This is a genomic window from Methylobacterium sp. DB0501, assembly GCF_011043735.1.
Taxonomy (GTDB): Bacteria; Pseudomonadota; Alphaproteobacteria; order Rhizobiales; family Beijerinckiaceae; genus Methylobacterium; species Methylobacterium alsaeris.
Genome location: NZ_JAAKGV010000006.1, coordinates 277,933 through 303,620, shown reverse-complemented (window position 1 = coordinate 303,620; position 25,688 = coordinate 277,933). Strand labels below are relative to the sequence as shown.

The 25,688-nt window shown below is 70.5% G+C and carries 22 protein-coding genes; 10 read left to right on the top strand and 12 right to left on the bottom strand.

Annotation, left to right across the window (positions count from 1 at the left end; translation table 11 throughout):
* From G4G93_RS11490 to G4G93_RS11460, 7 genes are all read left to right on the top strand, one after another.
* The coding region (locus G4G93_RS11490; protein ID WP_281409695.1) for a transketolase C-terminal domain-containing protein at positions 1-405 on the top strand (405 nt) is incomplete at its 5' end.
* A 184-nt stretch (positions 406-589) separates the two neighbouring features.
* On the top strand, positions 590-1,627 hold the full coding sequence (gene hpnA / locus G4G93_RS11485) for a hopanoid-associated sugar epimerase (protein WP_165084259.1): 1,038 nt from the start codon (positions 590-592) through the stop codon (positions 1,625-1,627).
* Positions 1,624-2,508, top strand: coding sequence for a squalene synthase HpnC (hpnC, locus tag G4G93_RS11480; RefSeq protein WP_165084256.1), 885 nt, complete (start codon positions 1,624-1,626; stop codon positions 2,506-2,508). Before hpnA ends, hpnC begins: the two co-directional genes overlap by 4 nt.
* Positions 2,505-3,365, top strand: a complete 861-nt coding sequence (gene hpnD, locus G4G93_RS11475) for a presqualene diphosphate synthase HpnD (protein WP_165084254.1) — start codon at positions 2,505-2,507, stop codon at positions 3,363-3,365. The genes hpnC and hpnD overlap by 4 nt, the downstream gene beginning before the upstream one ends.
* Positions 3,362-4,651, top strand: a complete 1,290-nt coding sequence (hpnE, locus tag G4G93_RS11470; protein ID WP_165084303.1) for a hydroxysqualene dehydroxylase HpnE — start codon at positions 3,362-3,364, stop codon at positions 4,649-4,651. Before hpnD ends, hpnE begins: the two co-directional genes overlap by 4 nt.
* Positions 4,652-4,785: 134 nt before the next feature.
* Positions 4,786-6,777, top strand: a complete 1,992-nt coding sequence (shc, locus tag G4G93_RS11465) for a squalene--hopene cyclase (protein WP_165084252.1) — start codon at positions 4,786-4,788, stop codon at positions 6,775-6,777.
* 83 nt (positions 6,778-6,860) lie between these two features.
* Positions 6,861-7,892 carry a TIGR03885 family FMN-dependent LLM class oxidoreductase gene (locus G4G93_RS11460; protein ID WP_165084250.1) on the top strand — a complete coding sequence of 344 codons (1,032 nt, stop codon included), beginning with the start codon at positions 6,861-6,863 and terminating at the stop codon, positions 7,890-7,892.
* A gap of 199 nt (positions 7,893-8,091) precedes the next feature.
* On the opposite strand, the gene G4G93_RS11455 is transcribed toward G4G93_RS11460, so the two are convergent.
* Both G4G93_RS11455 and G4G93_RS11450 read right to left on the bottom strand, forming a co-directional pair.
* Positions 8,092-8,403 (bottom strand): GCG_CRPN prefix-to-repeats domain-containing protein, encoded by a 312-nt coding sequence (locus tag G4G93_RS11455; RefSeq protein ID WP_165084248.1) that lies wholly within the window; start codon positions 8,401-8,403, stop codon positions 8,092-8,094.
* 118 nt (positions 8,404-8,521) lie between these two features.
* The gene (locus tag G4G93_RS11450; protein WP_165084246.1) at positions 8,522-9,004 is read right to left on the bottom strand and encodes a MucR family transcriptional regulator; all 483 of its coding nucleotides are present in this window, start codon (positions 9,002-9,004) and stop codon (positions 8,522-8,524) included.
* A 331-nt stretch (positions 9,005-9,335) separates the two neighbouring features.
* On the opposite strand from G4G93_RS11450, the gene G4G93_RS11445 reads away from it, so the two are divergent.
* Positions 9,336-10,253, top strand: coding sequence for a L,D-transpeptidase (locus G4G93_RS11445; RefSeq protein ID WP_165084244.1), 918 nt, complete (start codon positions 9,336-9,338; stop codon positions 10,251-10,253).
* 53 nt (positions 10,254-10,306) lie between these two features.
* On the opposite strand, the gene G4G93_RS11440 is transcribed toward G4G93_RS11445, so the two are convergent.
* The 6 genes from G4G93_RS11440 to G4G93_RS11415 all read right to left on the bottom strand — a co-directional run bounded on the left by G4G93_RS11440 (position 10,307) and on the right by G4G93_RS11415 (position 16,283).
* Positions 10,307-10,471 carry a hypothetical protein gene (locus G4G93_RS11440; RefSeq protein ID WP_165084242.1) on the bottom strand — a complete coding sequence of 55 codons (165 nt, stop codon included), beginning with the start codon at positions 10,469-10,471 and terminating at the stop codon, positions 10,307-10,309.
* 218 nt (positions 10,472-10,689) lie between these two features.
* The gene (locus G4G93_RS11435) at positions 10,690-11,289 is read right to left on the bottom strand and encodes a glycoside hydrolase family 108 protein (protein ID WP_165084240.1); all 600 of its coding nucleotides are present in this window, start codon (positions 11,287-11,289) and stop codon (positions 10,690-10,692) included.
* Between the two features lie 72 nt (positions 11,290-11,361).
* Entirely contained in the window at positions 11,362-11,976 is a 615-nt protein-coding gene (locus tag G4G93_RS11430; protein WP_165084238.1) for a hypothetical protein, read from the bottom strand.
* A gap of 7 nt (positions 11,977-11,983) precedes the next feature.
* Positions 11,984-13,708, bottom strand: a complete 1,725-nt coding sequence (locus tag G4G93_RS11425) for a hypothetical protein (RefSeq protein WP_165084236.1) — start codon at positions 13,706-13,708, stop codon at positions 11,984-11,986.
* Complete coding sequence (locus G4G93_RS11420) at positions 13,705-15,837, bottom strand: phage tail protein (protein ID WP_165084234.1); 2,133 nt, start codon at positions 15,835-15,837, stop codon at positions 13,705-13,707. The genes G4G93_RS11425 and G4G93_RS11420 overlap by 4 nt, the downstream gene beginning before the upstream one ends.
* Positions 15,834-16,283: a hypothetical protein gene (locus tag G4G93_RS11415; protein ID WP_165084232.1), complete on the bottom strand. Its 450-nt coding sequence runs from the start codon at positions 16,281-16,283 to the stop codon at positions 15,834-15,836. The genes G4G93_RS11420 and G4G93_RS11415 overlap by 4 nt, the downstream gene beginning before the upstream one ends.
* A 492-nt stretch (positions 16,284-16,775) precedes the next feature.
* Here G4G93_RS11415 and G4G93_RS11410 point away from each other — a divergent pair, with 492 nt between their 5' ends.
* Together G4G93_RS11410 and G4G93_RS11405 are read left to right on the top strand one after the other, a co-directional pair.
* On the top strand, positions 16,776-17,042 hold the full coding sequence (locus G4G93_RS11410; RefSeq protein WP_165084229.1) for a hypothetical protein: 267 nt from the start codon (positions 16,776-16,778) through the stop codon (positions 17,040-17,042).
* Between the two features lie 19 nt (positions 17,043-17,061).
* Positions 17,062-17,865: a hypothetical protein gene (locus tag G4G93_RS11405; protein ID WP_165084227.1), complete on the top strand. Its 804-nt coding sequence runs from the start codon at positions 17,062-17,064 to the stop codon at positions 17,863-17,865.
* A 351-nt stretch (positions 17,866-18,216) separates the two neighbouring features.
* Here the strand turns inward: G4G93_RS11405 and G4G93_RS11400 are convergent, their stop codons facing one another.
* Genes G4G93_RS11400 through G4G93_RS11385 form a run of 4 tightly spaced genes read right to left on the bottom strand, consistent with a single transcriptional unit; the run spans position 18,217 to position 25,443 of the window.
* A complete protein-coding gene (locus G4G93_RS11400) occupies positions 18,217-19,083 on the bottom strand; it encodes a DUF2163 domain-containing protein (protein WP_165084225.1) in 867 nt (288 codons plus the stop codon).
* Positions 19,080-19,685: a DUF2460 domain-containing protein gene (locus G4G93_RS11395; RefSeq protein WP_165084223.1), complete on the bottom strand. Its 606-nt coding sequence runs from the start codon at positions 19,683-19,685 to the stop codon at positions 19,080-19,082. Before G4G93_RS11395 ends, G4G93_RS11400 begins: the two co-directional genes overlap by 4 nt.
* 17 nt (positions 19,686-19,702) lie before the next feature.
* A complete protein-coding gene (locus G4G93_RS11390) occupies positions 19,703-21,967 on the bottom strand; it encodes a glycoside hydrolase TIM-barrel-like domain-containing protein (protein ID WP_165084221.1) in 2,265 nt (754 codons plus the stop codon).
* Positions 21,967-25,443: a cell wall hydrolase gene (locus G4G93_RS11385; RefSeq protein ID WP_165084219.1), complete on the bottom strand. Its 3,477-nt coding sequence runs from the start codon at positions 25,441-25,443 to the stop codon at positions 21,967-21,969. Before G4G93_RS11385 ends, G4G93_RS11390 begins: the two co-directional genes overlap by 1 nt.
* Positions 25,444-25,688 lie beyond the last annotated feature (245 nt).

The following is a 25,688-nucleotide window of genomic DNA, read 5'->3' as shown; positions in this document are numbered from 1 at the left end:
AGCCTGGGCACGCGCCTGGCGGAGGCCTTGAAGGCGGCGGAGCGCCTGGAGGCGTCGGGGATCGGCGTGACGGTGGCGGATGCGCGGTTCGCCAAGCCGCTGGACGAGGCCTTGATCCTGGACCTGGCGGCGAGCCACGAGGTCCTGGTGACGCTGGAAGAGGGGTCGGTGGGGGGCTTCGGGGCGATGGTGCTGCACCTGCTGTCGTCGCGCGGTGCGCTCGACGACGGCACGGTGCGGGTGCGGACGCTGACGCTGCCGGACAGCTACCAGGACCACGACACGCCGGAGCGGATGTACGCGCAGGCCGGGCTCGACGCACCCTCGATCGTCAAGGTCGTCGAGGCGACCCTGCCGGCCCGCGAGGCCGCGGCCGAGCGCGGCGGGCGCCTGCGCCTCGCCTGAGATCGGCCATCGGGACGGAATTGTCCTGGGGCAGGATGCTGATGCGCGGGTGGCACGCTCACCCGCGATCGCCGAGGCCTGCCTTGCGAGCATGGCGCCGGGCTGGCAGAAGCGGCCCGGCTTCCCGAATTGATGTCACTGTCGGAAGAGCGGGCCCGCCGCCCGAGCCGCCGAGAAGGAACGCATGACCGAGGCCCAGCACAGCACCGCGTCCAAACCCGGATTCGAGCCCGGCCCGGTGCTGATCACCGGAGCCAGCGGCTTCCTCGGCCCGGCTTTGGTCGACGTGTTTCGCGCCGCCGGCTTCCCGGTGCGGGTGCTGGTGCGCGCCACGAGCCCGCGCACCAACCTGACCTGGCCCGACGTCGAGATCGTCGAGGGCGACATGCGCGACCCCGAGGCGGCGGCGGCCGGCATGCGCGGCATGCGCTACCTCGTCCATGCGGCGGCGGATTATCGGCTCTGGGCGCCGGACCCCGAAGAGATCGTGCGTACCAACCGCGAGGGGACCCGGGCCTTGATGCGGGCAGCGCTCGACGCGAAAGTCGAGCGGGTGGTCTATACGTCGAGCGTCGCCACCATCAAGCCGCACGACGACGGCACGCCCGCCGACGAGACCCGGCCGCTGACGCCGGAGACCGCCATCGGCGCCTACAAGCGCAGCAAGGTGGTGGCCGAGCGGGTGGTCGAGGAGATGGTGGCCCGCGACGGCCTGCCGGCGGTGATCGTCAACCCCTCGACCCCGATCGGACCCCGCGACGTCAAGCCGACGCCGACCGGGCGGATCATCGTCGAGGCGGCGAACGGCAAGATGCCGGCCTTCGTCGATACCGGCCTCAACCTCGTCCACGTCGACGACGTGGCGAAGGGCCATCTGCTGGCCCTGCACAGGGGCCGCATCGGCGAGCGCTACATCTTAGGCGGAGAGGACGTCCTGTTGTCGCGCATGCTCGCCGACATCGCCGGCCTCGTCGGGCGAAAGCCCCCGACCGTGCGGCTGCCGCGGGCCGCGGTCTATCCGGTGGCCTTCGTCTCGGAACTCGCCGCGCGGATCACCGGCAAGGCGCCGCTCGCCACGATCGACGGCATCCGGATGTCGCGCTACCGGATGTTCTTCTCCGACGCCAAGGCGCGGGCCGAGCTCGGCTACGCCGCCCGGCCCTACCGCGACGGCCTCGCCGACGCCGTCGCCTGGTTCCGTCAGGCTGGATACATCCGATGACCACCGCCACCGAGGCGCGCTCCGGCAAGGGGCACCGCGACGAGAACTTCCCGGTCGCCTCGCACCTGATCCATCCGCGCCACCGCGGCCCGATCCTGGACTTCTACTATTTCGTCCGGGCCGGCGACGACGTCGCCGACAATGCCGGCCTGTCGCCCGAGCGGAAGATCGCGCTCCTCGACGGCCTCGCCGACGCGCTGACGGCTAAGGGACCCGACGACCCGGAGGCCGCCCCCCTGCGCCGCTCGCTCGCTGAGCGCGGTCTGCCGCCGCGCCACGCGCTCGAACTGCTCGACGCGTTCCGGATGGACGCGCACAAGTCGCGCTACGAGACCTGGGACGAGCTGGCGCATTACTGCCGCTACTCGGCGGTGCCGGTCGGCCGCTTCGTCCTCGACGTGCACGGCGAGGATCCGGGCCGGACCTGGGCCACGTCCGACGCGATCTGCACCGCGCTCCAGGTGATCAACCACCTGCAGGATTGCGCCAAGGACTATCGGAGCGTCGACCGGGTCTACCTGCCGCGGGAGATTCTCGAGAAGCACGGGGCCCGCATCGAGGATCTCGGGGGCGAGCGCGCGACGCCCGCGCTCCGCGCCGTGATCAAGGAACTGGCGCAACGCTGCCTCGACCTCCTCGAGGAGGGCCGGCCCCTGCCCGACCTCATCGACGACACGCGGCTGGCTATGGAGATCGCGGCGATCCACCGCCTCGCGGTGCTGCTCGCCCGCGGCCTCCTCGTGCGCGATCCGCTCAGCGAGAAGGTCCATCACGGCAAGGCCGCCTTCGCGCTGACCGCGCTCGGCGCCGCCGCCACGACGCTCGCCCGGCGGCCGTTCCGCCGCCACCTCCATCCGGCCCTGCGGGGAGCCCGCCCGTGACCGCCCTCGCCTCCCAGCCCGCCCCGACCGTCGAGGACACGACAGAGGCCCCGGCCCTGCCGGCCGCCGGCTCGTCGTTCTACACCGCCATGCGGCTGCTGCCGGCCGAGCAGCGCGACGCGATGTACGCGGTCTACGCGTTCTGCCGCGCCGTCGACGACGTAGCCGACGACGGCGGCGCCCGCGAGGTCCGCGCGGCAGAGCTCGACCGCTGGCGCGCCGACATCGACGCCCTCTATGCCGGCCGTCCCGTCCCGCGGACGCAGCCCCTGGTCGGGCCGGTGCGGCAGTTCGGGCTCAAGCGCGAGGATTTCCAGGCGGTGATCGACGGCATGGCGATGGATGCCGAGGCCGACATCGTCGCCCCCGATTCCGCCACCCTCGACCTCTATTGCGATCGCGTCGCCAGCGCCGTCGGCCGGCTCTCGGTGCGGATCTTCGGGCTCCCCGAGGAGCCCGGCATCCGGCTCGCCCACCATCTCGGCCGGGCGCTGCAGCTCACCAACATCCTGCGCGACATCGACGAGGATGCCGAGCGCGGCCGGCTCTACCTGCCGGCGGAGCCGCTAGCGGCGATCGGGCTGTCCCGTCCGACGCCGCAGAGCGCGCTCGCCCATCCGCGTCTCGCGGAAGTCTGCGCCCGCCTCCTCGACGAGGCGCAAGGCCATTACGACGCATCCTGGGCGATCATGAACCGCGAATCGCGCCGTGCTACCAAGGCGCCCCGGATGATGGGGGCGGCCTACCACCTGATCCTCGTCGGCCTGCGCAAGCGCGGCTGGGCGGCGCCCCGCACGCGGGTGAAGCCCGGCAAGCTCGCGCTGATCGGCGTCCTCCTGCGCCACGCGGTCGTCTGATGGGTACGGTCCATGTTCTCGGGGCCGGCCTCGCCGGTCTCTCGGCGGCCCTGCGGCTGGCCAAGGCCGGCCGCCGCGTCGTGGTGCACGAGGCGGCCAAGCAGGCCGGCGGGCGCTGCCGCTCCTATTTCGACCCGGCTCTCGGGCTGACGATCGACAACGGCAACCACCTGCTGCTCTCCGGCAACCGCGACGCCCTCGACTTCCTGACGCTGGCAGGAGCCCCGGAGGGCGTCCTCGCCGGGCCGGACGAGGCCGCCTTCGCCTTCGCCGACCTCGGCACCGGAGAGCGCTGGACCCTGCGCCCGAATGCCGGACGCCTGCCCTGGTGGGTGCTGGATGCCCGCCGCCGGGTGCCGGGCAGCCGCGCCCGCGACTACCTCGCCCCGCTCGGCATCTTCCGCGGCGCCACGAAGGCCGCGACGATCGGCGAGAGCATGGCCTGCGAGGGCCTGCTGTGGGACCGCCTGTGGCGCCCGGTGCTGCTCGCCGCCCTCAACACCGAGCCGCAGGAGAGCGATGCGGGCCTCGCCGCCACCATCCTGCGCGAGACGCTCGGCGCCGGCGGCCGGGCCTGCCGGCCGCTCGTCGCCGTCGAGGGCCTGTCTGCCGCCTTCGTCGATCCGGCCCTGGCGGCCCTGAAGCAGGCCGGCGCCGAGCTGCGTCTCGGCCGGCGCCTGCGGGCGCTCGGGGTCGAGGGCGGGCGGCTCGCCCGTCTCGACTTCGCCGACGGTCCGGAGGAGCTGGGCCCCAACGACGCGGCGGTGCTGGCCCTGCCGGCCTGGGTTGCCGCCGACCTGATGCCGGGCTTGGATACGCCGCAGAGCCACCGCTCGATCGTCAACGCGCATTTCGCGCTTCCCCCGAAGCCGGGGGCGCCTTTGCTGCTCGGCGTCGTCGGCGGCGTGACCGAGTGGCTGTTCTCCTATCCCGACCGACTCTCGGTGACGATCAGCGGCGCCGACCGCCTGCTCGATGTGCCGCGGGAGGATCTCGCCCGCACGATCTGGGACGAGGTCTCGCGGCTCTCGGGCTTCGCCGGCGAGCCGCTGCCCCGGTGGCAGATCGTCAAGGAGAAACGTGCCACCTTCGCGGCGACCCCCGCCGAGGCGGCGCGCCGGCCGGGTGCGCGGACGCACATCCCGAACCTCGTACTCGCCGGCGACTGGACCGCCACGGGGCTGCCCTCGACCATCGAGGGGGCGATCCGCTCGGGCGCCAGGGCCGCCCAGGTTCTGACAGGTGTCGGGGCCGGCGGCGACGCCGCGTTGCGCGGAGCCGCTTGACGCCGGGCTTCAGTTCCGGAACAGCGTGGGCGTGCGCGGCGTTTGTGCGCTGCGCAAAAAAGTTCGAATCGCTACGGTTCGGGTAGTGAGGGTGGCGGGCGACGCCGCGCACCGGAGAGGAAGGCGGAGACACCGTGGGCAAGGTCGAGACGCTGCAACGCAAGAGCACGCAGGACATCACCCTCGACGAGGTCGAGCGGCGGGTCTCGGCGGCGTCCCGGGCGCTGACGCAGCTGGCGCATGCCGACGGCCACTGGTGCTTCGAGCTCGAGGCGGATGCCACCATCCCGTCCGAGTACATCCTCTACCACCACTTCCGCGCCTCGGTGCCGCCGCGGGAGCTGGAGGAGAAGATCGCCGTCTACCTGCGCCGGACGCAGAGCCCGCTGCACCACGGCTGGGCCCTGGTCCACGAGGGGCCGTTCGACATGAGCGCGTCCGTCAAGGCGTATTTCGCCCTCAAGATGATCGGCGACCCGATCGATGCCCCGCATATGCGCCGGGCCCGCGAGGCGATCCTGCAGCGCGGCGGCGCGGCGCACGCCAACGTCTTCACCCGCACCCTGCTCGCCCTCTACGGCGAGGTGCCGTGGAGCGCCGTGCCGGTGATGCCGGTCGAGGTGATGCTGCTGCCGCGGTGGTTCCCGTTCCACCTCGACAAGGTGTCGTACTGGGCCCGTACCGTGATGGTCCCGCTCTTCGTGCTGCAGGTGAAGAAGCCGCGGGCGAAGAACCCGCGCGGCATCGGCGTGCGCGAGCTGTTCACCCAGGATCCGGAGCGGATCCGGCGCTGGCCCTCCGGCGCGCAGGAATCCTCGCCCTGGCGCCCGGTCTTCGCGGCGATCGACGACATCCTGCGGGTGGTCGAGCCCTTCTTCCCGAAGAAGCCCCGGGCGCGCGCCATCGACAAGGCGGTGGCCTTCGTCAGCGAGCGGCTGAACGGCGAGGACGGCTTGGGCGCCATCTACCCGGCCATCGCCAACTCGGTGCTGATGTACGAGGCGCTCGGCTACCCGGAGGACCACCCCCTGGTGGCGACGGCGCGCTCGGCGGTGGAGAAGCTCGTCACCGTCAAGGAGCACGAGGCCTACGTCCAGCCCTGCCTGTCGCCGGTCTGGGACACGGCGCTCGCCGCCCACGCCCTGATGGAGGCCGGCGGGCCGGAGAACGAGCGCCAGGCCCGCGCCGCCCTCGAATGGCTGAAGCCCCTCCAGGTCCTCGACATCAAGGGCGATTGGGCGGCCCGCAAGCCGGACGTGCGCCCGGGCGGCTGGGCGTTCCAGTACAACAACGCCCATTACCCCGATCTCGACGACACCGCCGTGGTGGCGATGGCGATGGACCGGGCGCAGACCCGCCTCGGCCCCGGCGAGGGCGGCTCGGACTACACTCAGTCGATCGCCCGCGCCCGGGAATGGATCGAGGGGCTGCAGAGCCGCGACGGGGGCTTCGCCGCCTTCGACGCCGACAATACCCACCACTACCTCAACTACATCCCGTTCTCCGACCACGGCGCGCTGCTCGATCCGCCGACCGCCGACGTCACCGCCCGCTGCATCTCGATGCTGGCGCAGCTCGGCGAGACCAAGGAGACGAGCCCCGTCCTCGCCCGGGCCGTCGACTACCTGCTTGCCGACCAGGAGGAGGACGGCAGCTGGTACGGCCGCTGGGGCATGAACTACATCTACGGCACGTGGTCGGCGCTCTGCGCGCTGAACGCCGCCGGCCACGACCCGGCCTCCGCGCCGGTCCGCAAGGCGGCGGAGTGGCTGGTCGGGATCCAGAACCCGGATGGCGGCTGGGGCGAGGACGCGGCGAGCTACAAGCTCGAATATCGCGGCTACGAGCGGGCGGCGAGCACCGCCTCGCAGACCGCCTGGGCGCTGATCGCCCTGATGGCGGCCGGCGAGGCGGACCACCCGGCGGTGGCCCGCGGCGTCAACTACCTCGCCCGCACGCAGGGGGCGGACGGGCTGTGGGGCGAGGAGTTCTACACCGGCACCGGCTTCCCGCGGGTGTTCTACCTGCGCTATCACGGCTACGCGAAGTTCTTCCCGCTCTGGGCGCTGGCCCGCTACCGCAACCTCCAGCGGGGCAACAGCCGCAAGGTCGCGGTGGGGATGTAGCAAGGGGTCGGGCCCGCGGCGCAGCCGCACCCGCCCGGAACGACCGCCCGGGCTCGGGCATTCCCCGGGCCGGGAGCCCTGCGATGACCCTGTACAGCTACCACATCTCCCACGAGCAATGCCCCCCCCGGGCGCTGCTCGCACTCGCCCAGAGGGCCGAGCAGGCCGGCTTCGACGGGGCCTTCTCCTCCGACCACCTCCAGCCCTGGTCGCCGAGTCAGGGCGAATCCGGCTTCGCCTGGGCCTGGCTCGGTGCCGCCTTGCAGGCGACCGAGCGCCTGACCTTCGGCATCATCTCGGTGCCGGGGGGCTGGCGCTACCATCCGGTGGTGCTGGCGCAGGCGGTCGCGACCCTCGGACAGATGTTCCCCGGCCGGGTGCCCTGGGTGGCTTTGGGCAGCGGCCAGGCGATGAACGAGCGCGCCACCGGCGCGCCGTGGCCCGACAAGGCCGAGCGGAATGCCCGCCTGCGCGAGGGCGCCGAGATCATGCGGGCCTTGCTCGCCGGCGAGACCGTGACCCAGCGCGGCCGCCTGACGGCGGTGGACGCCAAGGTGTGGTCGCTGCCCGAGACCCCGACCCGTCTCGTCGGGGCGGCCACCAGCGTCGAGACCGCCGCCTGGCTCGGCACCTGGGCCGACGGGCTTCTCACCGTCGGGACGAGTCCCGACGCGCTGGGGCCGATCGTCGACGCCTTCCGGGAGAATGGCGGCGCCGACAAGCCGGTCTTCCTCAAGATGGACCTGAGCTACGCCCCCGACCCGGCCGAGGCCCTGCACCAGGCCCATGCCGAGTGGCGCTTCAACGCCCTGCCGGCCTCGGTTGCCTGGGAACTGCCCCGCCCGGCCGACTTCGAGGCCGCCGCCCGCTTCCTGCGGCCGGAGGACATGCACGAGGCCGTGCTGATCTCCCACGACCTGCCGGCGCTGACCGAGCGCATCGCCGCCTGCGCGGCGCTCGGCTTCGACAGCATCGACCTGCACCAGGTCGGCGGCAACCAGGCGGCCTTCATCGATGCCTTCGGCGAGCGGGTGCTGCCGACGCTGCACGGCCGCAAGGCACCGGTGATCGAGTTCGATCCGTTCGGGCGCAAGCCGGCGGCGCGGGCGGGATAGGCTTCTGCCGCCGTCGCACGGATGCGTCGGCCTCGAAATGCAAAAAGGCGCCCGACCGGCCGGTCGGGCGCCTTTCTCAGGTCATGCGAAATCCGACTGATTGCTTCGCAATACGGATTTCGGCGTCGCTCGGGCGCCGCGCAGCCCTCGGTGCCGCTTCCGGAACTCATCGTCTGAAAGCGGTACTTCGCGGTTTGGATCAGTAGCCGTAATAGAACCGCCGCGGCCCGTAATACGGGCGCCGCCAGTACGGCCGTGGACCGTAGTAATGGGGGCGCGGGCCGTAGAAGGGCCGGGGCCCGTAGAACGGGCGGCAATAGCCGAAACGATTCGGGACGAAGCCCGGGCCGCAGCCGCCGGCCACCGGGATCACGCCCGCCTCCGTCGCGAGCGTGCCCGCCGCGCCGAGGCCGATCGGGGCGGCCTGCGCGGTCGAGGCAAGGCCCAGGCCGCCCGACACCAAGCCACCCGCGATAAGGGCAGCCATCCCGAGCACCTTGACGTGCATCATCGTGGGATCTCTCCTGAGGTGAAGGCAGCCGAGCGGGCCGCCCTGCCCCCAGGAAAGGACTAACGACCTGAATGCACGATGAGCGCCCCGGTCGGCTTCCGCTCATCGTCGGCGCGGTTCAGCGGCCGCGGGAGCGCCCCGTGGCCGGCCCGGACACCGACGGATCCGCCGCGGTCCGCTTCGCCGCGCCGCGGCCGCGCCGGCTCTGGCCGAGGCCGGAACTCTTGGCCAGTTCGGAGCGCTGGGCGGCATAGTTGGCGGCGACCATCGGGTAGTCCGGCGGCAGGCCCCATTTCTGGCGGTAGGCTTCCGGGGTGAGACCGCGGCCTGCCAGGTGACGCTTGAGCGTCTTGTAGGGCTTGCCGTCCTCCAGGCTGATGATGTGGTCCGGGGTGACGGTCCGGCGGATGGGGACCGGCGGAGTGACCTTCTCAGGCTCTGGCGCCGGCGCCGCACCGAGCTGGCTCAGCGACGTGTGGACCGCCGCGATCAGCCCCGGCACGTCCGCCGCCGGAACCGAGTTGTTCGCCACATAGGCCGACACGACGTCGGCGGCGAGCTCGATCAGATCGAGCGATCGGGTCGGGTCATCGTTGGTCATGGCGCACCAGATCGAAGTGACCAGCACAGGAGGACACGTGTTCCGGCGCACGTCAACCACAGGTGATATGCGTAATAACAGAATTCGTTGGTCGAGATACGAACTAGAAAAAGTATTGCACGCGATTTATCGAACGGCCCAGCATCGCCCGGCAAGGCGTCCGGGAGCAGGCTGCACCCGGGCCACACTCGCCCGGATATCGCGCTAGCCCGTTGGTCCTGACGGTTTTTCCGGCAGGAGCGGTTTCCCCTCGGAGGGGAAATGCCCTAGCTGTTGCTGCATTGCGCCCTTCCGGCGCCCCGTTTTGTCAGAACGATCGTCAAGACCTCCCATGACAGACAAGAACCGCCGCCTGCTGGTCACCGCCGCCGCCGCCGGCCTCGCCTCGACGCTGCTGGCGGGTGCCTTCCCGCGCCCCGCCCTCGCCTGGACGGACCAGGATTTCGCTCCCGCCCGGCGCCGGCGCTCCCGCGATCCGGTCCCGGCGGATGACGGCGCGTTCTATGATACCCGCGGCCAAGGCTATGGCAGCCAAGGCTATGGAGGTCAGGCCGACCCGTATCGCGGGCAGCCCGTCCAGGCTGCGCCGGCGCCGGAGGAGGATTCCTTCTGGGGCGGCCGGCGCAGCGATTCGCCGCCGCAGGGCACCTCTGACCCATCCCCCACGGTGGTGGTCGATGACGGACCGATCGATTACGCCCGCGCCTACGCGGCGCTCGACACCGAGCCGTTCCCGGTGGCGGCCTTCCGCTGGCGCCGCGCCAACCCGTCCTTCCTGCGCCAGGAGGTCGCCTATGGCGGCCGCTACGCGCCGGGCACCATCGTGGTCGATCCGCGGGCGCACCACCTCTATCTGATTCAGGAGGGCGGCCGGGCGCGCCGCTACGGCGTCGGGGTCGGCCGCCAGGGCTTCGCCTGGAACGGGGCGGCCACCATCAACTCCAAGCAGGCCTGGCCGGACTGGTACCCGCCCAAGGAGATGATCGCCCGCCAGCCGGCGCTCGCCCGCAGCGTGTCCAAGCTCCAGAGCGGCCTCGGCGTGCCGGGCGGCCCGCGCAACCCGCTCGGCGCCCGCGCCCTCTACCTGTGGCAGAACAACAAGGACACGCTGTTCCGCATCCACGGCACCACCGAGCCGGAGAGCATCGGCCGCAGCGTCTCGTCGGGCTGCATCCGGATGATCAACCAGGACGCGATCGACCTCTACGCCCGGGTGCCGGTGGGCGCGCAGGTGGTGGTGCTGGGCTGAAGGGCCTTTCGGCGGCGGCCGTCTCAAGGACCGCCGCAGGACCGGCGGCCCCCTCATCGGCCCGGTCTGGCCCGCGGCAGGATGTGGCGCAGGCGCTTCGCGTCGCGCCAAGTGTGCTCGGCGAGGGCGCGGACCGCCGGCTCGGGGGGCGACAGGATCTCGGCATCGAGCGCGCCGGTGAGGTGATCGAGCGTGAGATCGGGCCGCCACTGGGTCATCGCTGGCCTCCCTCGAAATCGAGCTGCAGCAGGGTACGGCGCCGTCGTCCCTCGCCCACCCTGATCTACCCGTGCGCCGGGGCCCGTGATCCGGAGGCCGAGCGGGTCCTGGCGCGCGCCCTGGCATCCGGCGGCCAGGAAGCCGTTCGAGTGCTCCACCGGACCGATGCGGTGCCCGCCGACCGATGCTGGCTGCGCGGACCTGGCTGGTGCCTCGCCTATGGCTGAGCGGGTCCGGCCGCGGCCCGCCGACCCGTCCGATCGGCGGGCACCGGGCCGGGCGCCTGTCGGGCGCCGGCTGGGGCGGTGCGCAGCGCCCGCGCCGCCGCCCGTACCTCCTCGACCCGCCGGGCCCAGCCGCGCCCGAACCGCGGCCAGGTCGACAGCGCCCGCAGGAACGTCAGCCGCCCGTCGCACAGGGCTTCGATCAGGTCCGCGGGCTTGTGCTCTGCCACCGCCTTGAGGGTCAGCGGCCCGAGCCGCCCGTCATCGGCGATCTTGAGCGCCCGCTGGAGCCCGATGACGGCGCGCCGCGGGCCGCTGTTCACCGCGAAGTCGAACAGCGCGTAATCCAGCCCGGCCGGCAGCGCGTCGCCCTGGATCGCGTCCCAGAACCGCCGGCGATAGAGCGGCGCCACGCTCGCCGGCGTCAGCGCCCGCACCTCCGCCCGCGTCGCCGGCCGGCCCAGCCACAGGCTCAAGGTGCCGATCGTCACCCCGAGGTTCGTCGCGCCCCCCGGGTCGTGCGGATCGTCGGCCCATCCGCCCTCGTGTGTCAGGACGAGCGAAAGCCCCCGCTCGAACGTGCTCGCGGTCATTGTGGTCTCTCCGGTGTGTGAAGGGTCGTGCGCGGGGCGCCGGCCGGTCGGCCCGGGCGCGTCAGACCGCGATCAGAGGGCGCAGGCCCGGCGCCACAGCGCGTCCAGGGCCGCCGCGTCGTAGCCGAGCGCCGCGCCGAGCTGCGCCACCATCGGGTGGCCGCGCTCGAACGCCGTGGCGCCCGACAGCAGCATCCGGGCGGCAAACTGCTCGGCCGACGGAAGGGCCGCCACCGCCGCCTCGATCCGCGCCGGCAGCGTGCCCGTCATCACCGCCGCCAGCGCCTCGCCCGGGTCGATCGCGCCGCCCTCCGCCAGCGCCTGGAAGAACTGCCGGTCCGACACCGCCGGCAGGCCTGCGGCCGGCGTGCGCGCGGCGAGCTGCGCCGCCAGGTCGTCGCGTTCCGCCACCGCCGCGTCCCGCTYCCGCCGCGCCGCCTCCGCTTCCGCCACGGCCGCGTCCCGCCCCGCCAGCGCCGCCGCGTCGATCCCCGCCAGCACCGCCGCGAGCGGGAACCCCGCGGCTTCCGCCTGCGCCGGGGTCAGCGCCGCGCTCGCCACGAACTGCGYCGCGCTCGCCCCCGGCGGCGTCACGTGCTGGCCCAGCACCACGTGCCAGGCCGGCGCCTCGGCCGAGCCCGCCGGCCGGCCGCGATACAGGAACTCGTAGAGGAATGGCTGTCCCATGGGGCCCTCACGCCGCGACCGGGCCGTCATCCGACAGCCGCCGCCAGTTGCCGTTGGAGTAGTAGGAGAGGACGCCCGTCCCCGAGCCCGCCGCCTCGCCGACCTTGCGGGCGTTCGAGACATGGACGAGGTCGCCCGCCACGCCGGCGGGGACCGTGGCGACCGTGAAGGAGCCGGGGCGCAGCCTGCCGGCGACGGTCAGGTTGCCGCTCATGCCAACGTCGCCCGTGGCGGCGACGGTCATGCGCGCGACGTTGTCGGTCGCGATGGCGACGGAATGGGCCGAACTGGTCCCGATGAAGAGGGCCGTTCCGTAGTTCCAGATGAACGACGAGGCCCCGAACGTCTGGTAAGAAAGATAGCCGTTGCCGACATTGACGGACAGTCCCGTTGCGCCGTCGCCTGCCGACGAGACAAATCCCGTACCGGTGATCTTGCCCGCGGCACTCAGGTTGCCGTTGCCGTCCAGTTGCATCCGCTGGGTCGAACCCGCGTACCAGCGATAGAACGTGCCGGAATGCGGAATGCTGTGCCACATCGCACCGATTTCGATGCCGACGGCGAAGTCGGCTTCGGTCGCGCTGACATTCGGGTACAGGACGAGCTTGGTTCCGGCGGAGCGGCTGCCCRTGCTCGGCGCCGCCACCCCGGCGCTGGCAAACTGAAGGGTGTTGCCGGTGCCGTTGTTCAGCGTCAGGCCGCCGCCGACGTTCAGGCCGTCCGACACCGTCACCTGTCCGGAGGTCGCTACGGCGAGCGCGGACCGGCCGAGCGCGGTGCTGTAGAGGCTGAAATCCCTGCCGCCGGTGGCAAGGCTGTCCTGGTTGATCTGCCAGCCCGACCCCAGGGCGATGGTGGCTCGCCGCGACCCGCTCGCATGGGCGCTTTCCCGGACGACGAGACCCGCGCCGGTTTGCAGACCCGGGTTGCCGCACGTGACCGCCTGGGCGACCGACACCGCGCCGGTCGCGGCCTCGACCCGCAGCGCCTCGCGCCAGGTGCCGCCGTCGGCCGAGACCTTGAGGCGCAGGTCGTCGTCGCCGGTCAAGCCGATCTCGGCCCGGCCGGAGAAGCCGGACTGCAACAGCAGCGACAGGGTGTTGCCGGCGTCCTGCTTGTTCAGGGTGTAGCGCAGATCCCCGGTCCCGCCCTCGCCGGTGGTCAGCGCCGTCCAGAGCGCCTTGTTCAGCTTGGCCGCGAAGGGGTTCGCGGCATCGGCGGTGGTGCCGAGGCCGAGGCGGGCGAGGTTCTGGAGCGCGGTGGTCTCCTGATCGACCAGCACCCACTTGCCGGCACCGTTCGACATCGCGCCGAGGACCGCGTAGGGCGTCGCCAGGGTCACACTCGCCGCGCCGTTGACGGTGTCGCCGCCAGCGGCCGCCACCGTGATCGTATTGGTGGCGGAGCACGCGCCGGTCTCGTCGAGTACGGTGAGCACCCGCCCGGCTGGATAGCCGCTCGCGGCCGGGAGCGTGACGCTGCGCGCCGCCGTGAGCGCCGTGTAGGCCACCGTCACGTCGCTCGCGAGGACAGCGTAGTTCGCGTCGGTGACCGGTGTGCGGCCCGCGAGCGCGACCTGGTCCGCCCGCGCCGTCGGGAAGCCGCCCGGCGTCGCACCGTCGTGCACGACGAACCGGTTGTTCGTCGTGTCGATGGTGAATTCGCCAGCCCGGCCGATGAAGGTGCGCAAGAACGCCCACGTCTCGCGCAAGTACTGAACGCGAATGCTCATGCTGAAGCTAGCCCGAGATCGATGAAGATGGGATAGGGGTCGGAGGCGAGACCGAAATCATCGGCCTGCGCGGCGACCTGCGAGGCGATGCCAAGATCGACAGGGTTGCCGACCGCCAGGGCCTCGGCCACCGGCCCCATCCGGCCCGAGCCGACGGGCGTATAGGTGTAGGCCACGCAGGTGGCGAGGTCCTGCACCGCCCCACCGAACACGTTGAACGACTGCAGCTTGAGGCTGATCGGCACGCCCACGTAGGCCGCCGGCAGGGTGTAGCGGAATACCGCGTCGTCGAGCCGGGCGAAGGACGCGCCGGCGGCATGGGCAGCGGTAGACGAGCCGTACAGTCCGCGCTGCAGGTATGTGAGCGCGTAGACGTTCGGGCCGGTCAGGGTCGCGACGGCGTAGGCGACGAGCTCGCGGTCGACCAGGGCGAGCGTGACCGCGTTCTGCGCGTCGGCCTGCGTGCCGCCGGTGAGCGTTCCTCCGGACCGGGAGAGGTCCACCGCGAGCGTCGAGGCCAGATCCGGGTTGATCGTCGCTGACGCCGGCAGGGGCGCGGTCAGGACGCCGTGCCGGGCCGGCGCCGTGACGGTGCCGATCTCGGCGTAGCTCGTGCCGTCGCGCGAGATCCAGACGTTCGCCCCGCCCCAGTTGGGATCGGCGACCCCGCCGCTTCCCCCCGAGACCGCGATCCAGACCTGCGCCTCGCCGCCGGTCAGCCCCGGCGGCGGCTCGAAGATCACCGGCGGGTTGACCGGTGCGGCGGCGACGTTGCGGTTGATGCTGCGGCCGGCGGACCCGGCGACCGGGTAGAGGGTCGCGGTCGCGACGCCGGCCGGGAACTCCTCCGCCACGACCGTCAGCAGGCCCTCCTCGTCCTCCTCGATCTCGCGGATGCGCACCGGCGTGCGGGCGAGCCCCAGGCCCGGATCGGTCAGGGTGACGATGTCCATCGGCTCGAGGAGGCAGTACTCCCAGGACAGCCGGAACGTGTAGGTATTGCGGATGTAGAGCGCGCGCTGGAGCAGGAGTTGCGCCACGAGGCCCGCGACCGGTAGCGCGCAGATCTCCCGGGCCGTGACGCTCGCGCCCGCCTTGAGGCCGAAGCGCTCGATCGCCGCCTGGTCGCGCGCCTCGACGGTGGTGGCGGCGTAGGCGTGACCGCGGTCGGAGCACTCGATCCGCTGGAGGTTGAGGATGCCGTGCGGGTCGCTGCGGGTGAGGCGGACCGGGTCCTCGTCCTCGGCGTGCAAGAAGTCGTCGTCGGTGAGGTCGTAGACCGGTGCGACGTTCGGCCGGAAGGTGACCGTGCCGCCGCTCATCGTTCCCCCGGTGACCGGCTGGTCGCCATAGGGAACGATCTTGAGCAGGCCGCCCGACCAGACCGGGGCGGCGTTGGTGAGGAGCAGCCAGCGGGTCAGGATGCTGCTGGCCGTCTCCTGGTCGGCGAGGACGGGACTGAGCGCGAGGCCGAGTGCCGCGCAATAGGTCTGGTAGGAGCCATCGCCCGAGGCGCCCAGGATCGTGCGGGCATCGAGCGCCGCGGCCGGGAAGCCGACGCCGTACTGGGCGTTGGTCAGAAAATCGACCAGCATGGCGGCCGGATCGGCGTCGTCGGGGCTCGACGGGCTCCCTACGAGCCGGCCCCTCACCTCGAGGGCGAGCTGCGGGACGCTGGCCGACGAGCCGAGGTCGAAATCGGTCGCCGCGGCGTAGGCGGTGCCCGGATAGGACAAGGCCGCGTCGGGATACCGGACCACGGTCGGTGCCCAGGGCTCCTGCGGCGTCGTGCCGGGGATCAGGCTCAGGCCGTAGGCCGGATAGGCGGCGATGGCCTGCCCGTTCCAGATCGTGCCAATGCCCTGGATCGGCCCCTCGCCGATGCCGAGGATCAGCCAGGTCGAGTAGCTGTAGCCGGTGACCGTGGGCTTCTGGCCGCCGCCCTTGGCGCCTGCCGTCTTGCTGCGCTGGGCGTGGGTCTGGAAGCCGTCGTGCCAGATCAGGTTCGGCGCGGCGCGGTTGGTGCCGTAGACGATCGCGACGGGCAGCGCGCTCGAGGCGGTCTGGATCTGGAGGCCGGTATAATCCGGCGTCACCGCCCTCCGCTTCTTGGTCCCGAACAGGCTCACGGCGTGCCCCAGAAGCTGAAGAAGCGGGGCGCGCGGTAGGGCTGCACCAGCATCCCGTTGCGGCTCACCGGCTCCTCGATCACGGCTTGCGCGGGCGAGAAGGCGTGCACGAGAACGAGCGGGTCGGCGGCGGTGACGATGCCGCCGTGGGAGTATGTGCGGCCCTGGCGGAACACCACGATGTCGCCGGGCTCGGGCACCGCCACCTCGCGGGTGCGCGCGAACAGGAAGCCGAGGTAGCGCTCGTCGTCGCGGTGGATGTGCCAGTCCTGCGGGTAGGGCCGCGGGTCGAAGGGCGGGACGAGGCCGGTATCGACGAACACCCGCACCAGCAGCATGCCGCAATCGACGCCGACGCCATGGACGTCGGCCCCTGGATGATAGGGCGTGCCGATCCAACGGCGGGCTTCGCGCACGATCCAGGCGCGGTCTTGCCTGTCATTCATACGAAGGGCCTTGTGGGGAGGACGGGGCGTGCGGTTCGGCGGCGACGGGCCGGTCTGGCGCGGAGGATCCGGGGGGGGGCGAGGGCCGGCACCGTGCACGGACGGAGCGCGTCAGCGGTTCCGGATCCCAGGTTCCGCTGCGCGGCCCCGGGGTGACCCGAGGCGTGGGATCGTGACGGCCAACTCGCAGAGGCTTCACGAGGAGGTGAAAGACGAGCTCCCGCCATCGTGTTTCGAGATTGTGGGAGACCATCGCGCTCAATCACGTTTTTCGACGCGCCAAACCGCGCTAATGGTTCGGTGGTGGTGATGAATATTTTCTACTTCGACAACCATCGATTATGAGCGTACCGATGATCCAATTATTCGCGAATATTGTTAAAATGACGTTTGGTAATTGCAAAATTGCAACAGCGAGGCTGTTTTGCTCGTCGGCTATTGTTGAAATAATTAATCGGACCTTAAGATTTGAGCAGCGCAATGGAGGACGCAATGGCGAACATTTTTGCGAATGTTGTTCCGAAGATTTTAAACTATTTTATGAATTATCCTACGGATAAGATGATCGATGATACGATCAAAAAGTATGAAGATGGAGGAGATCATCCTGATCCTGCAAAAAATGTCAGAATGACATGCGAGCTGAATTTGCCCGGTGCGAGATATGCGTGCCGTAACCGGGTCAAGGTCTATGCCTGTGAGATGACGGGCGAGTATTATGGCGGAAACGGACGATCCAGAACTGAACCCTGCTCGTAGCCTGACGAAAGTATGTCCCATGACCAGGCTGAAAGGCGTGATCGCCGCGTTCCTCTCGCTGGACCTCGCCGGCTGCGCCCTGACGGTGCCGAGTTTCGACATTCCCACCGATGCGTATGGGGTTCCGCTGACGACCTCCATCACCCGGAGAATACGATGCGAGCTGGCCAGCCTTCTCTACGAAATGCATGATGGAAAAACATATAGGACGCCATATCACCAGTATCTCGTTGGCAACAACTATCAAGTTGCCATGCTTGTTTATCTCAACGTGAGCAACAAGGCCGGCGTCGCGCCCGAGGTCACGTTCCCGGACACGGCCAAGTATCTTTTCGGTCTCAGCGGTCAGGCCGATCTCCAGCGAGAGGACACGCTGTCGCTGAATTTATATTTCTCAATGGTAGATATAGATTTCAAATATTCGAGGGATCCGGCTGCGTTCGATTGCCCGGATGTCGATGCGAACCTGTCGGGTGAGCTGGGCATCAGACGGAGTGTCGCGGGCGCGATCGCGACGACAGGGCTCAAGCGCGACAGCACTGTCTCGCCGCTCGACGGTGAATTCAGCGGCAGCATTCAATTTGTGAAGAATCTAGGCATCACCGGCGCGGGACCGACATGGACCTTCCGCCATTTCACCGGTCCCGGCGCCTTCGCTTCCGCCAGCCGATCGAACACAGACAAGATCAGCTTTGGATTCGCGTCGGGTAAAGTCCTGAACAGGGGTTACAATGCCGAAATTCGGGCAAGGCAGCTGGTCGGAGAGCAAATTCAGAGCGACACCAACGCGCAGCTCTCAGGCATTCGCAACCTTCTGAGATGATGGATAGCGGGTTATCCTCCCATCCGTGCTTAACTTAAAATATTGAGACAACGTAGAAATTAATGCTCTATCACCTCATCCTGAGTGTTGGTCAATAAAAGATCGATTGACCTCGAAGGAGGGGGCCAGGGATCTCAGGGATTTCTGGACCCCTCCTTCGAGGCCTGCGCTATGCTTCGGCGCCTCGGGAGGAGGTCGCGGGTGGGAGAGGCCGGTATGGCGGCCAAACCGCTCTATCGTGGACCCTAACGACAATCGTCCGGCAAGGCGTGCAAAGGGCCGATGGGCTCGACAGGTCGGGGTAGCCCGCCGGCGAGATCCACCCCGCGCCGGATCGTGCGAGCAGCCGGATCACAACGCCGTCTCCGGCGTCGGCACGAACGGGAAACCGCGGAACCGAGCCGCGTTGGCGAACTTCGCCCGGCAGGTCGCCAGGGTGTGGTCGCAGCCCTTATAGGCCACGAAGGTGTCGCCGGCGGCCGGCGCGGTCTGGAGCGGATAGGCCAGGGTCAGGCCCGTGGCGTCCGCCATCTTGATGTTAGCGGTCGCACCGGCGTTGGCCCCGCCGGTGACCGTAAGTGTGCCCTGGGCGTAGGCCGGCGAGGCGCCCGTCCACGGGATGCGCGTCGGGGTGGCGCCGGCATCCACGACGCCAGTGCCCCCGAACGCCTCCTTGGGCAGGCCGCAGCCGGAATCGAACAGGACGTGATTGCAGGTCGGCTGCCAAACGTTGCGCGGCATGTCGACGTCGAGCAGCACGAGGTCCGAGGCGACCGTGATCCGCGCCGAGGTGCGCCCGACCGCGTCCACCGTCGAGACCCGGCCCTGGAACAGCAGCACGGCGCCGACCGGCGGCACACCCCAGTCGGTGAGGAAGGCGCGCTCCCGCCGGACTCTCGCCCCGTCGAGGGCGCCGTTGCGCAGCGCCACCATGGCGGGCACGCCGCCGATCAGGTCCGTCGGGCGTGCCGAGAGGGTGACCTGCTGCTGGTCGACCTCGATGCCGACCGAGCAGCGGAACCGCAGGCCGTCGACCATCAGCGAGTTGGCGAGGTAGACGAAGCCGCCGAACGACACCGCGACGTCGGCGTTGGTGACCGCGATCACCGTGCCAGACCGCAGGGTGATCGTGTAGCAGTCGGCATAGAGCAGCGCGACGTCCCGCTGCGCCCCCAGACCTACCAGATAGGCGACCAGCGCCGGCGACGCGGCCCTCACGCCGTTGTGCTCCGGAAGCGCAGGCTCTTCACCGCCCACAGGCCCTGCATCAGGTGCTCGAAATCCACGCCTTCATCCATGAAGCGGCAGAGGAAGGCGTAGGCGAAGTCGGCAGCAATCACGGCGCCGGCGGCGGGCGCCGTTGCGAAGGTGAGGAGGTTCGGGGCGGTCAGGTTCCAGCCGCCCGCCTGCGTGACACCCGCCACGGTCACCCGGCTCACCGCCGTCACCCATCCCACCGTCTCGGTGAGCCCGCCCAGGGTGCGCACGAACGGGAAGACGGTCGTCGCGCCATCGCCAGCAGCGAGGGCCTGGTTGGTGACGGCGCCGTCGGTCGGGTCGGTGAACAGGAACGTCCCCCAGGTCCCGCGGCACTGGACGTAGAGGCCGAGCAGCGCCTGCAGGCTCGCCGTGCCGAGGCCGGGGAACGAGCCGTCCGGCGTCAGGCCCTCGATCGGCAGGCTGAACTCGTAGAGCGCAGCCGGGTAGAGCGGACTGCGCACCTCGCGCCCCGAAGCGTGCGCCTCCACCCGGGTCGCTGTGATCGGGCGCTTGGTGACGGGCCAGGCAGCGCCCGGCAGGCTCGGGAAGGTCGCGGGCATCAGGCCGGCACCGGACATCAGGCCGGCACGCTGACGAGCTTGAGCGAGCGCAGCTCCCACAGCCGCGTCATGAACTGCTCGGGCGCGATGGCGTCCTCGGCGAAACGGCAGAGGAGCGACGAGCCCAGGCCGAGATAGGTCGGCACCGGCACCGTGAACGGCGTCGCGCGTCCGCGCATCCGGCCGAAGAAGCCAACCAGCGCCTGGAGGTCGGCGATGACATCCATGCGCAGCACGTCAAAGGTCATCTCGATCTCCCAGGTGGGCTGGCTGCGGCGGGTGGCGCGGCTCTCGCGGCCCGAGACGTGGCCCGCCATGGCTGTGACGAAGGCCGGCCGGTAGCGGGTCGACCAGCCCCGGCCCGCGAGTGTCGGGAAGCTCGGATACGGCCCACCCGGCGCGGGCGGAGCGTCGGCGGCCGGCGGCGGCAGGGCCGGCCCCTTGCCGCCGAGCCAGTTGCCGACCCGCCAGTTCGCCGCGTCGCCCCAGACCGAACCGAGGAGCGGGAAGGTCGGAAACGGGCGGGCGTCCCAGTTCCAGGCCGCCATGAAGGTCGGCTCGATCATCTTCAGGCCGGCCGGAGAGGCGGCGTTCTTCCCGTCGACCACCCAGTACTCGTAGACCGCCTGCAGCCCGAGCGCCGCCAGGGTGTCGTTGCGGCGCGGCGCGACACGGCCGCCCTCCGCCGGATCCCAGGCCGACCAGTACGGGGTGAAGCTCTCGGTGGATTTCGGGTCGTAGAAGACGTTGGGCTGGTTGGTGCAGCGGTCGCAGGTCGGGAAGCCGTACTCGGTGAAGGTGACCGATTTCGACTGCGGCACCCACTTCGAAGGCGCGCCGCGCGGCACCCAGCCCTGGCCGTCGCCGGTGTCGTAGACGGCCGGGTGCGGGTTGTTCCACCACCACCTCAGCATCTTGGGCGCGAGAAGCTGCTGGCCGGCGGCGTAGGGCGTCCGGGTCTGGGTGGCGCGGTCGCCGTTCGGGCGCGAGACGGTGAGCCCCGAGCCGAGCGGGTCGAGGCCAGGGCCGAGATTGGTCGAATCGGCGTAGAACCAGCCGTATTTCTCGCCGCCCTCGATGTTGGCCTTCAGGTAGGCGAGCGAGCCCAGCATCGGCGATCCGGACAGGCCGAGCCCGTTCATGGTGGCGGCTGTGGGCGGCCAAGTGGTCGGCGCCGGGGCGCTCCAGTTGGCCGCGTCGAGGCCGCCGGTGCCAGTGGTCCAGTCGGAGAGAGGCAGGTAGTTGTCGATCGCCACGAGGTCGATGGCAGCCGAGGCGTAGAGCTGGTCGAGATGGGGCCACTGACCGGCCTCGCCCGGGTGCTGGTACCCGGTCCACACCGACCAGTCGGCCGCGTAGGAGATCAGGTTCTTCATTGCAGATGCGTCCCGGGAGAGCCCGGCGCCGTCGAAGATCCCGCGCACGTCGGCGGCGAGTTGCATCAGACTGGCGACGAACGGATAGTCCCAGGTCGCACGCCCGTCCGATCCCACTGTCCCGGTCTTGGTCCAGGCGGGGCCGCGGATCGCCTCGAGGCTTCGCAGCTCCGAGCCGACGAGGAACAGGTCGACGCCGCCCGCCACCACGCAGAGGTGGGCGTAGTGCAGGATCATGCGCCGGAAGGTGAAGTCCGTAGGCGAGCCGGCGTAGGCGACCGTGAGGTTGGTGGTGTCGCGCGTGAACTGCGACGGCGCGGCGGAGCCGAGGAACGCCGCCACGGCGCTCGCCGCCGCGGCCGATTTGTCGCTCCCGGTCCAACCGATACGGCCCCGCCACGGATAGCCGGCGCAGTCCATCAGCAGGAACGGGTAGAACACGACGCGCAGGCCGCGGGCCTTGAGGTCGCGGATGCAGCGCACCACCGCCTGGTCGGAGGGCGTGCCGCCATAGGTGGCGGTGCCGCCGCTGGCCGAGATCGGGATCAGCCCGGGCGAGGCCTGCGTCAGCCCCGAGCAGCGCCACGGGTCGGCCTGCCAGCTGCCGGAGACGAGCGCCTGGAACTGGCCGCCGATGAAGGTGGTCGAGGGATAGACCCTGGCCTGCGCGACGTCGGTAGAGGAGCCGAACCACGCCACGATCAGGTTGACCGTCCGGCAAGCCGGGTACTGCGCCTGCAGCTGGTCGAGCGAGACGCTGTAGTCGGTCTTCGTGCCGCCCGGGGCCGCGTTGAGGTTGAGCGCGACGAAGGCGCCCTCCCCGGCATGCAGGCCGCGGTGGGGCACGGTGTCGTAGACCCACTCGCCGGAGGCCGGCAGCAGGTTCACCCCGAGAAACGTCGCCATCAGCTGCGCAGCTTGGACAGGCCGAGGTGGGAACCGGTGCGCACGCCGTCGTTGATCGCCTCCATGATGTGGCGGGCATGGGTGCGAAAGAATGACTTCACCCCGGCCGCGTCGACGGCCGAGACGTGGAAGTGCACGTCGCCGGTGCCGGCCGGGGGGCCGCCGGCCTTGCCGCTGGCGGCCTGGGCCATCAGGCTCTGTGCCCAGGGCGTGGCGGCAGCCGGCACGATCATCTCGCCGCGGTGGACGTTTGCCAACGTGTCGCCGGGCAGCGACCAGGCGCCGACGGCGAAGGACGGGATCGCCGCCGCAGCCGCCGCGACAGTGGCCTGTCCGGCCAGCGCCGGGCCAGCAGCGGCCGGGCCCATCAGCGGCGACAGGAAGCCGAAGATGCCCGCGAAGGTCTCAGCGGCCGAAGCCATGATCGACTTGACCATCGCGGCTCCCTGCGTGGCGAGCGATGTCGCCGCCCCGGCCTCCTCGGCGCCCGTGCGGGTGGTCACGCCAGCGACCGTGGCGGCAGTCTTGGCGGCCTCGCCGGCCTGGTGGGTGGTGACGCCGGCGAGCCAGTCGGCGACGAGCCGGACCTTGGCCTGCACGTAGCTCTGGACGATCGACATCGCGGTGGCGCGCGCGGCCTGGGCGACGGTCTGCTGGCCCTGCAGCACCGCGAAGGTGTTGCTGGTCAGCGTCGCGCCGATCTGCTCGTAGGAGCGACGGGTGTCCTGGTAGACCGCCTTGTTGACCTCACGCTCGGCCTGGGCGCGGCGGGCCGCGGACTGCCCGTCGATCTGCAGCAGCTGGGCCCTGGCCTGACGGTACTGGCTGGTGCCGTCGCCCCAGATCGCCGTCAGCCGTTCCTGGTGACCGCGCTCGAGCGTCTCGATCTCTGCCAGCACCGTCAGCGTCTGCGCCCGCCTCTCCTCGAACGAGATCTGGCGCTCGCCGGCCTCGGCGCGGATGTCCTTGATCCGGTCCTCGAGGACGCGGCGGGCGTTCTGGTAGGCGGTGTCCTCCGCCGCTGCCTTCTCGGCGGCCGAGGCGCGCTCCATCTCCGTCTCGATCTCGGCCTTCTCCCGCGCCAGCTGGATGGACTTGAGCGAGCCCGCCTCTTCCTTGGCGAGCAGCTGGTCGAGCATCGCGATCCGGGCCTTGGCGGTGTCCGGGTCGCTGTTGTCCGATCCGACCGTCTTGAGCGCGGTGCGTGCCCGCAGCAGGGTCTCGGCCTCCTGGGCCGCGGCCTTCTCCTGCGCCCGGAGGCTGTTGGTTTTCTGCAACTCGAGCCGGTTCCACTCGGCCGAGCCGCGGGCATAGGCGGCCTGCTGCTTCGTGACCTCGTCGTTGACGATGCGGACGCGCTCGGCGCTCGATGTCTCCATGCCGGCGATGCGCAGGTCGATCTCGCTCTGCTCCTGCGCGCGCTGCCGGTCCCGCAGGGCCTGCTCGGCTTCGGCGACGGCGCGGGCGGCGGCGAGGCGTGCGGCCGGCGTGCCCCCCTGCGCCGCCCGCTCGTCGTCCTTGCGCGCCTCGACGAGGCGCCGCGCCTCCTCGACCTGGTTGCGCGCGGCACCCACCGCTTCCTGCGCGATCGTCAGCGACTCGACGTCGGCCCGGGTGCCGCCGCGCTGCTCGTCGGCGATCCGCCGGCGGATGTCGGCCTGTTCCTCGAGGCGCTGCCGGATCGCGTCCTGCTGCGCGGCGTCCCCGACCGGCGGGCTCTCGGGCGTGTTGCCGAACCGGTGGTTGCCGATGTCGGTGACGTTCCCGAGCGTCCTGCCCCAGGCCGGGTCGGCGGCCCTCGGATTGTAGTAGTTCGTCGCGCCCCTGGTCGGGTCGGCCGCCTCGGACAGGTAGACCTTGTCGACGATCTCGCCGGTGCGCCGGTACTCGTCGCTGTCCGGGCTCAAGGCCCGGGCGCGGGCTCCGGCCGGGTCGCCGGGGTTCCAGACCGAGAACTGGCGCGGCGCCGTGACGACGTCCTGGTAGTTGCCGCCGTAGCGCCCGCTGAGAATCCGGTTGCGGATGACGTTCGCGACGGCTTCCTGCCCCTCGGCGCGCTCGCCGCCGGCCTCGCCGTAGACGGTGCGGATCATCAGGTCGCGTTCGGCCGGGGTCATCCGGCTCGCGGCCCCGGTGTTGTTCAGCCGGCCCCGCAAGACCGCCGAAGCGGCCTCCGACTGCTGAAGCCGGCCGGTCTGCGAGGCCTCGGCGTTGAGCGCCTTCTGGAAGTCGGCCTCGCGCTGTTGCGCGGCCACGATCCCCTCGCGTTCGCGCCGCTGGTTCTGCAATTCCAGGGTCGCGACCCGGATCTCCTCGTTGAGGCTGCGCTGCGTGGCCTGCGCCCCGTAGAGACGCTCGTTGATGTCGGCCAGCGCGTTGCCGATCAGGGGATACCGGCGGATCGCCTTGTCGTTCTCCTCCGCGATGAACGCCTGCTGCTCGGCCTGCTTCCTCAGGCGGCCCTCGATCGTGTCGAAGTAGGAGACCGCCTGCTGCGGCGTCAGCGAGGCCGCGATCCGGCGCGCGAGCACCTGGATGTCCTCGAGGTTGCGCAGGTCGGCCGTCAGGTCGCCGAGGATCCGGCCGCCGTTCTGCTGGTCCTTGAACGCCGCGCCGATCTTCTGCGCGTTGGCGACGGCCTCGTCTCCCGTCTTCGAGATGGTCTGGAGGAGGTTGACCAGGATGGCGTTGGTGTCGACCGAGTAGTTCGGCACCGTCGCCAGCATGACCTCGATGCCGGCCGCGGCCTCGCGGCTCAGACCCGGGATCGTCTGCAACTCGCCGGTGAAGCGGAGGAGGACGTCCTTCGCGCCGGAATCGGTGATACCGAGCGCGGTTCGGAATCGCTCCAGCCCCTCGGCCGCCGAGATGGCCACGACCTGACTGCGGACCATCTCCGCCGAGGAAGCCCGCATCCGGTCGACGAATTGCTCGACGTCGAGGATCGTCCGGCCGATCGAGGCGCGCACCCCCTCGTTGGCCTGGGCGAACAGCCGTCCGCCATGCTCTGCGTAGGCGACCGACGTGTAGTAGTCGCGCACCGCCGCGGTCACCGTCGCTGCGGTGTTCGCGACCTCGCGGTAGTTCCGGAACGGGTCGGTGATGGTTGCGCTGGCGCTGGCGTAGAGCGATTGCGCCGCGTAGGCGTCGAGCGCCGCCACCTTGACCGTGAGATAGCCGAGCGTCGTCCGCTCGAGCGCGGCTTTGAGGTCGGTTTGCCAGTCGCTCGCCTCGCGGGTCGCGGCGGCGATGCGGGCCGTTGCCGCGGCGGTCTGCTGGGCAGCCGCGACCTGCGCCTGCATCGCCTCGCGATTGGCGCGCATCTCGGCGCCGAGGTTGCGCAATGCCTGCCCCGTGGCGAGGTTGGCGGCCTGGGCCGCTGCCGCCTGATCCTGGATGGCGGCCTTGGCAGCTTGAGCCGCCGCACGGATGCCGGAGGCATCGCCGCCGAAGCGAGCCTGGATGTCATCAGACATTTGTCTCTAATTCTTTTCCTGGGCTCGATCCGAATTGCAGTCGAACTTGTTTCTGGGTCAGATATGTCGCCGGATGCTTCAATCCGGCGAATCGGATATGACGGGAGATGGGCGATGGTGTCGTATGCTCTTCAGCTTCAAAGCAGCACAACAAATACCATCATCGCCACCTTTCCGCCGGCGTCCCAGTCATATGGCAGCTTTTCTGCCGGTAATTTGATCACGCTTGGAAGTAACAACTACAA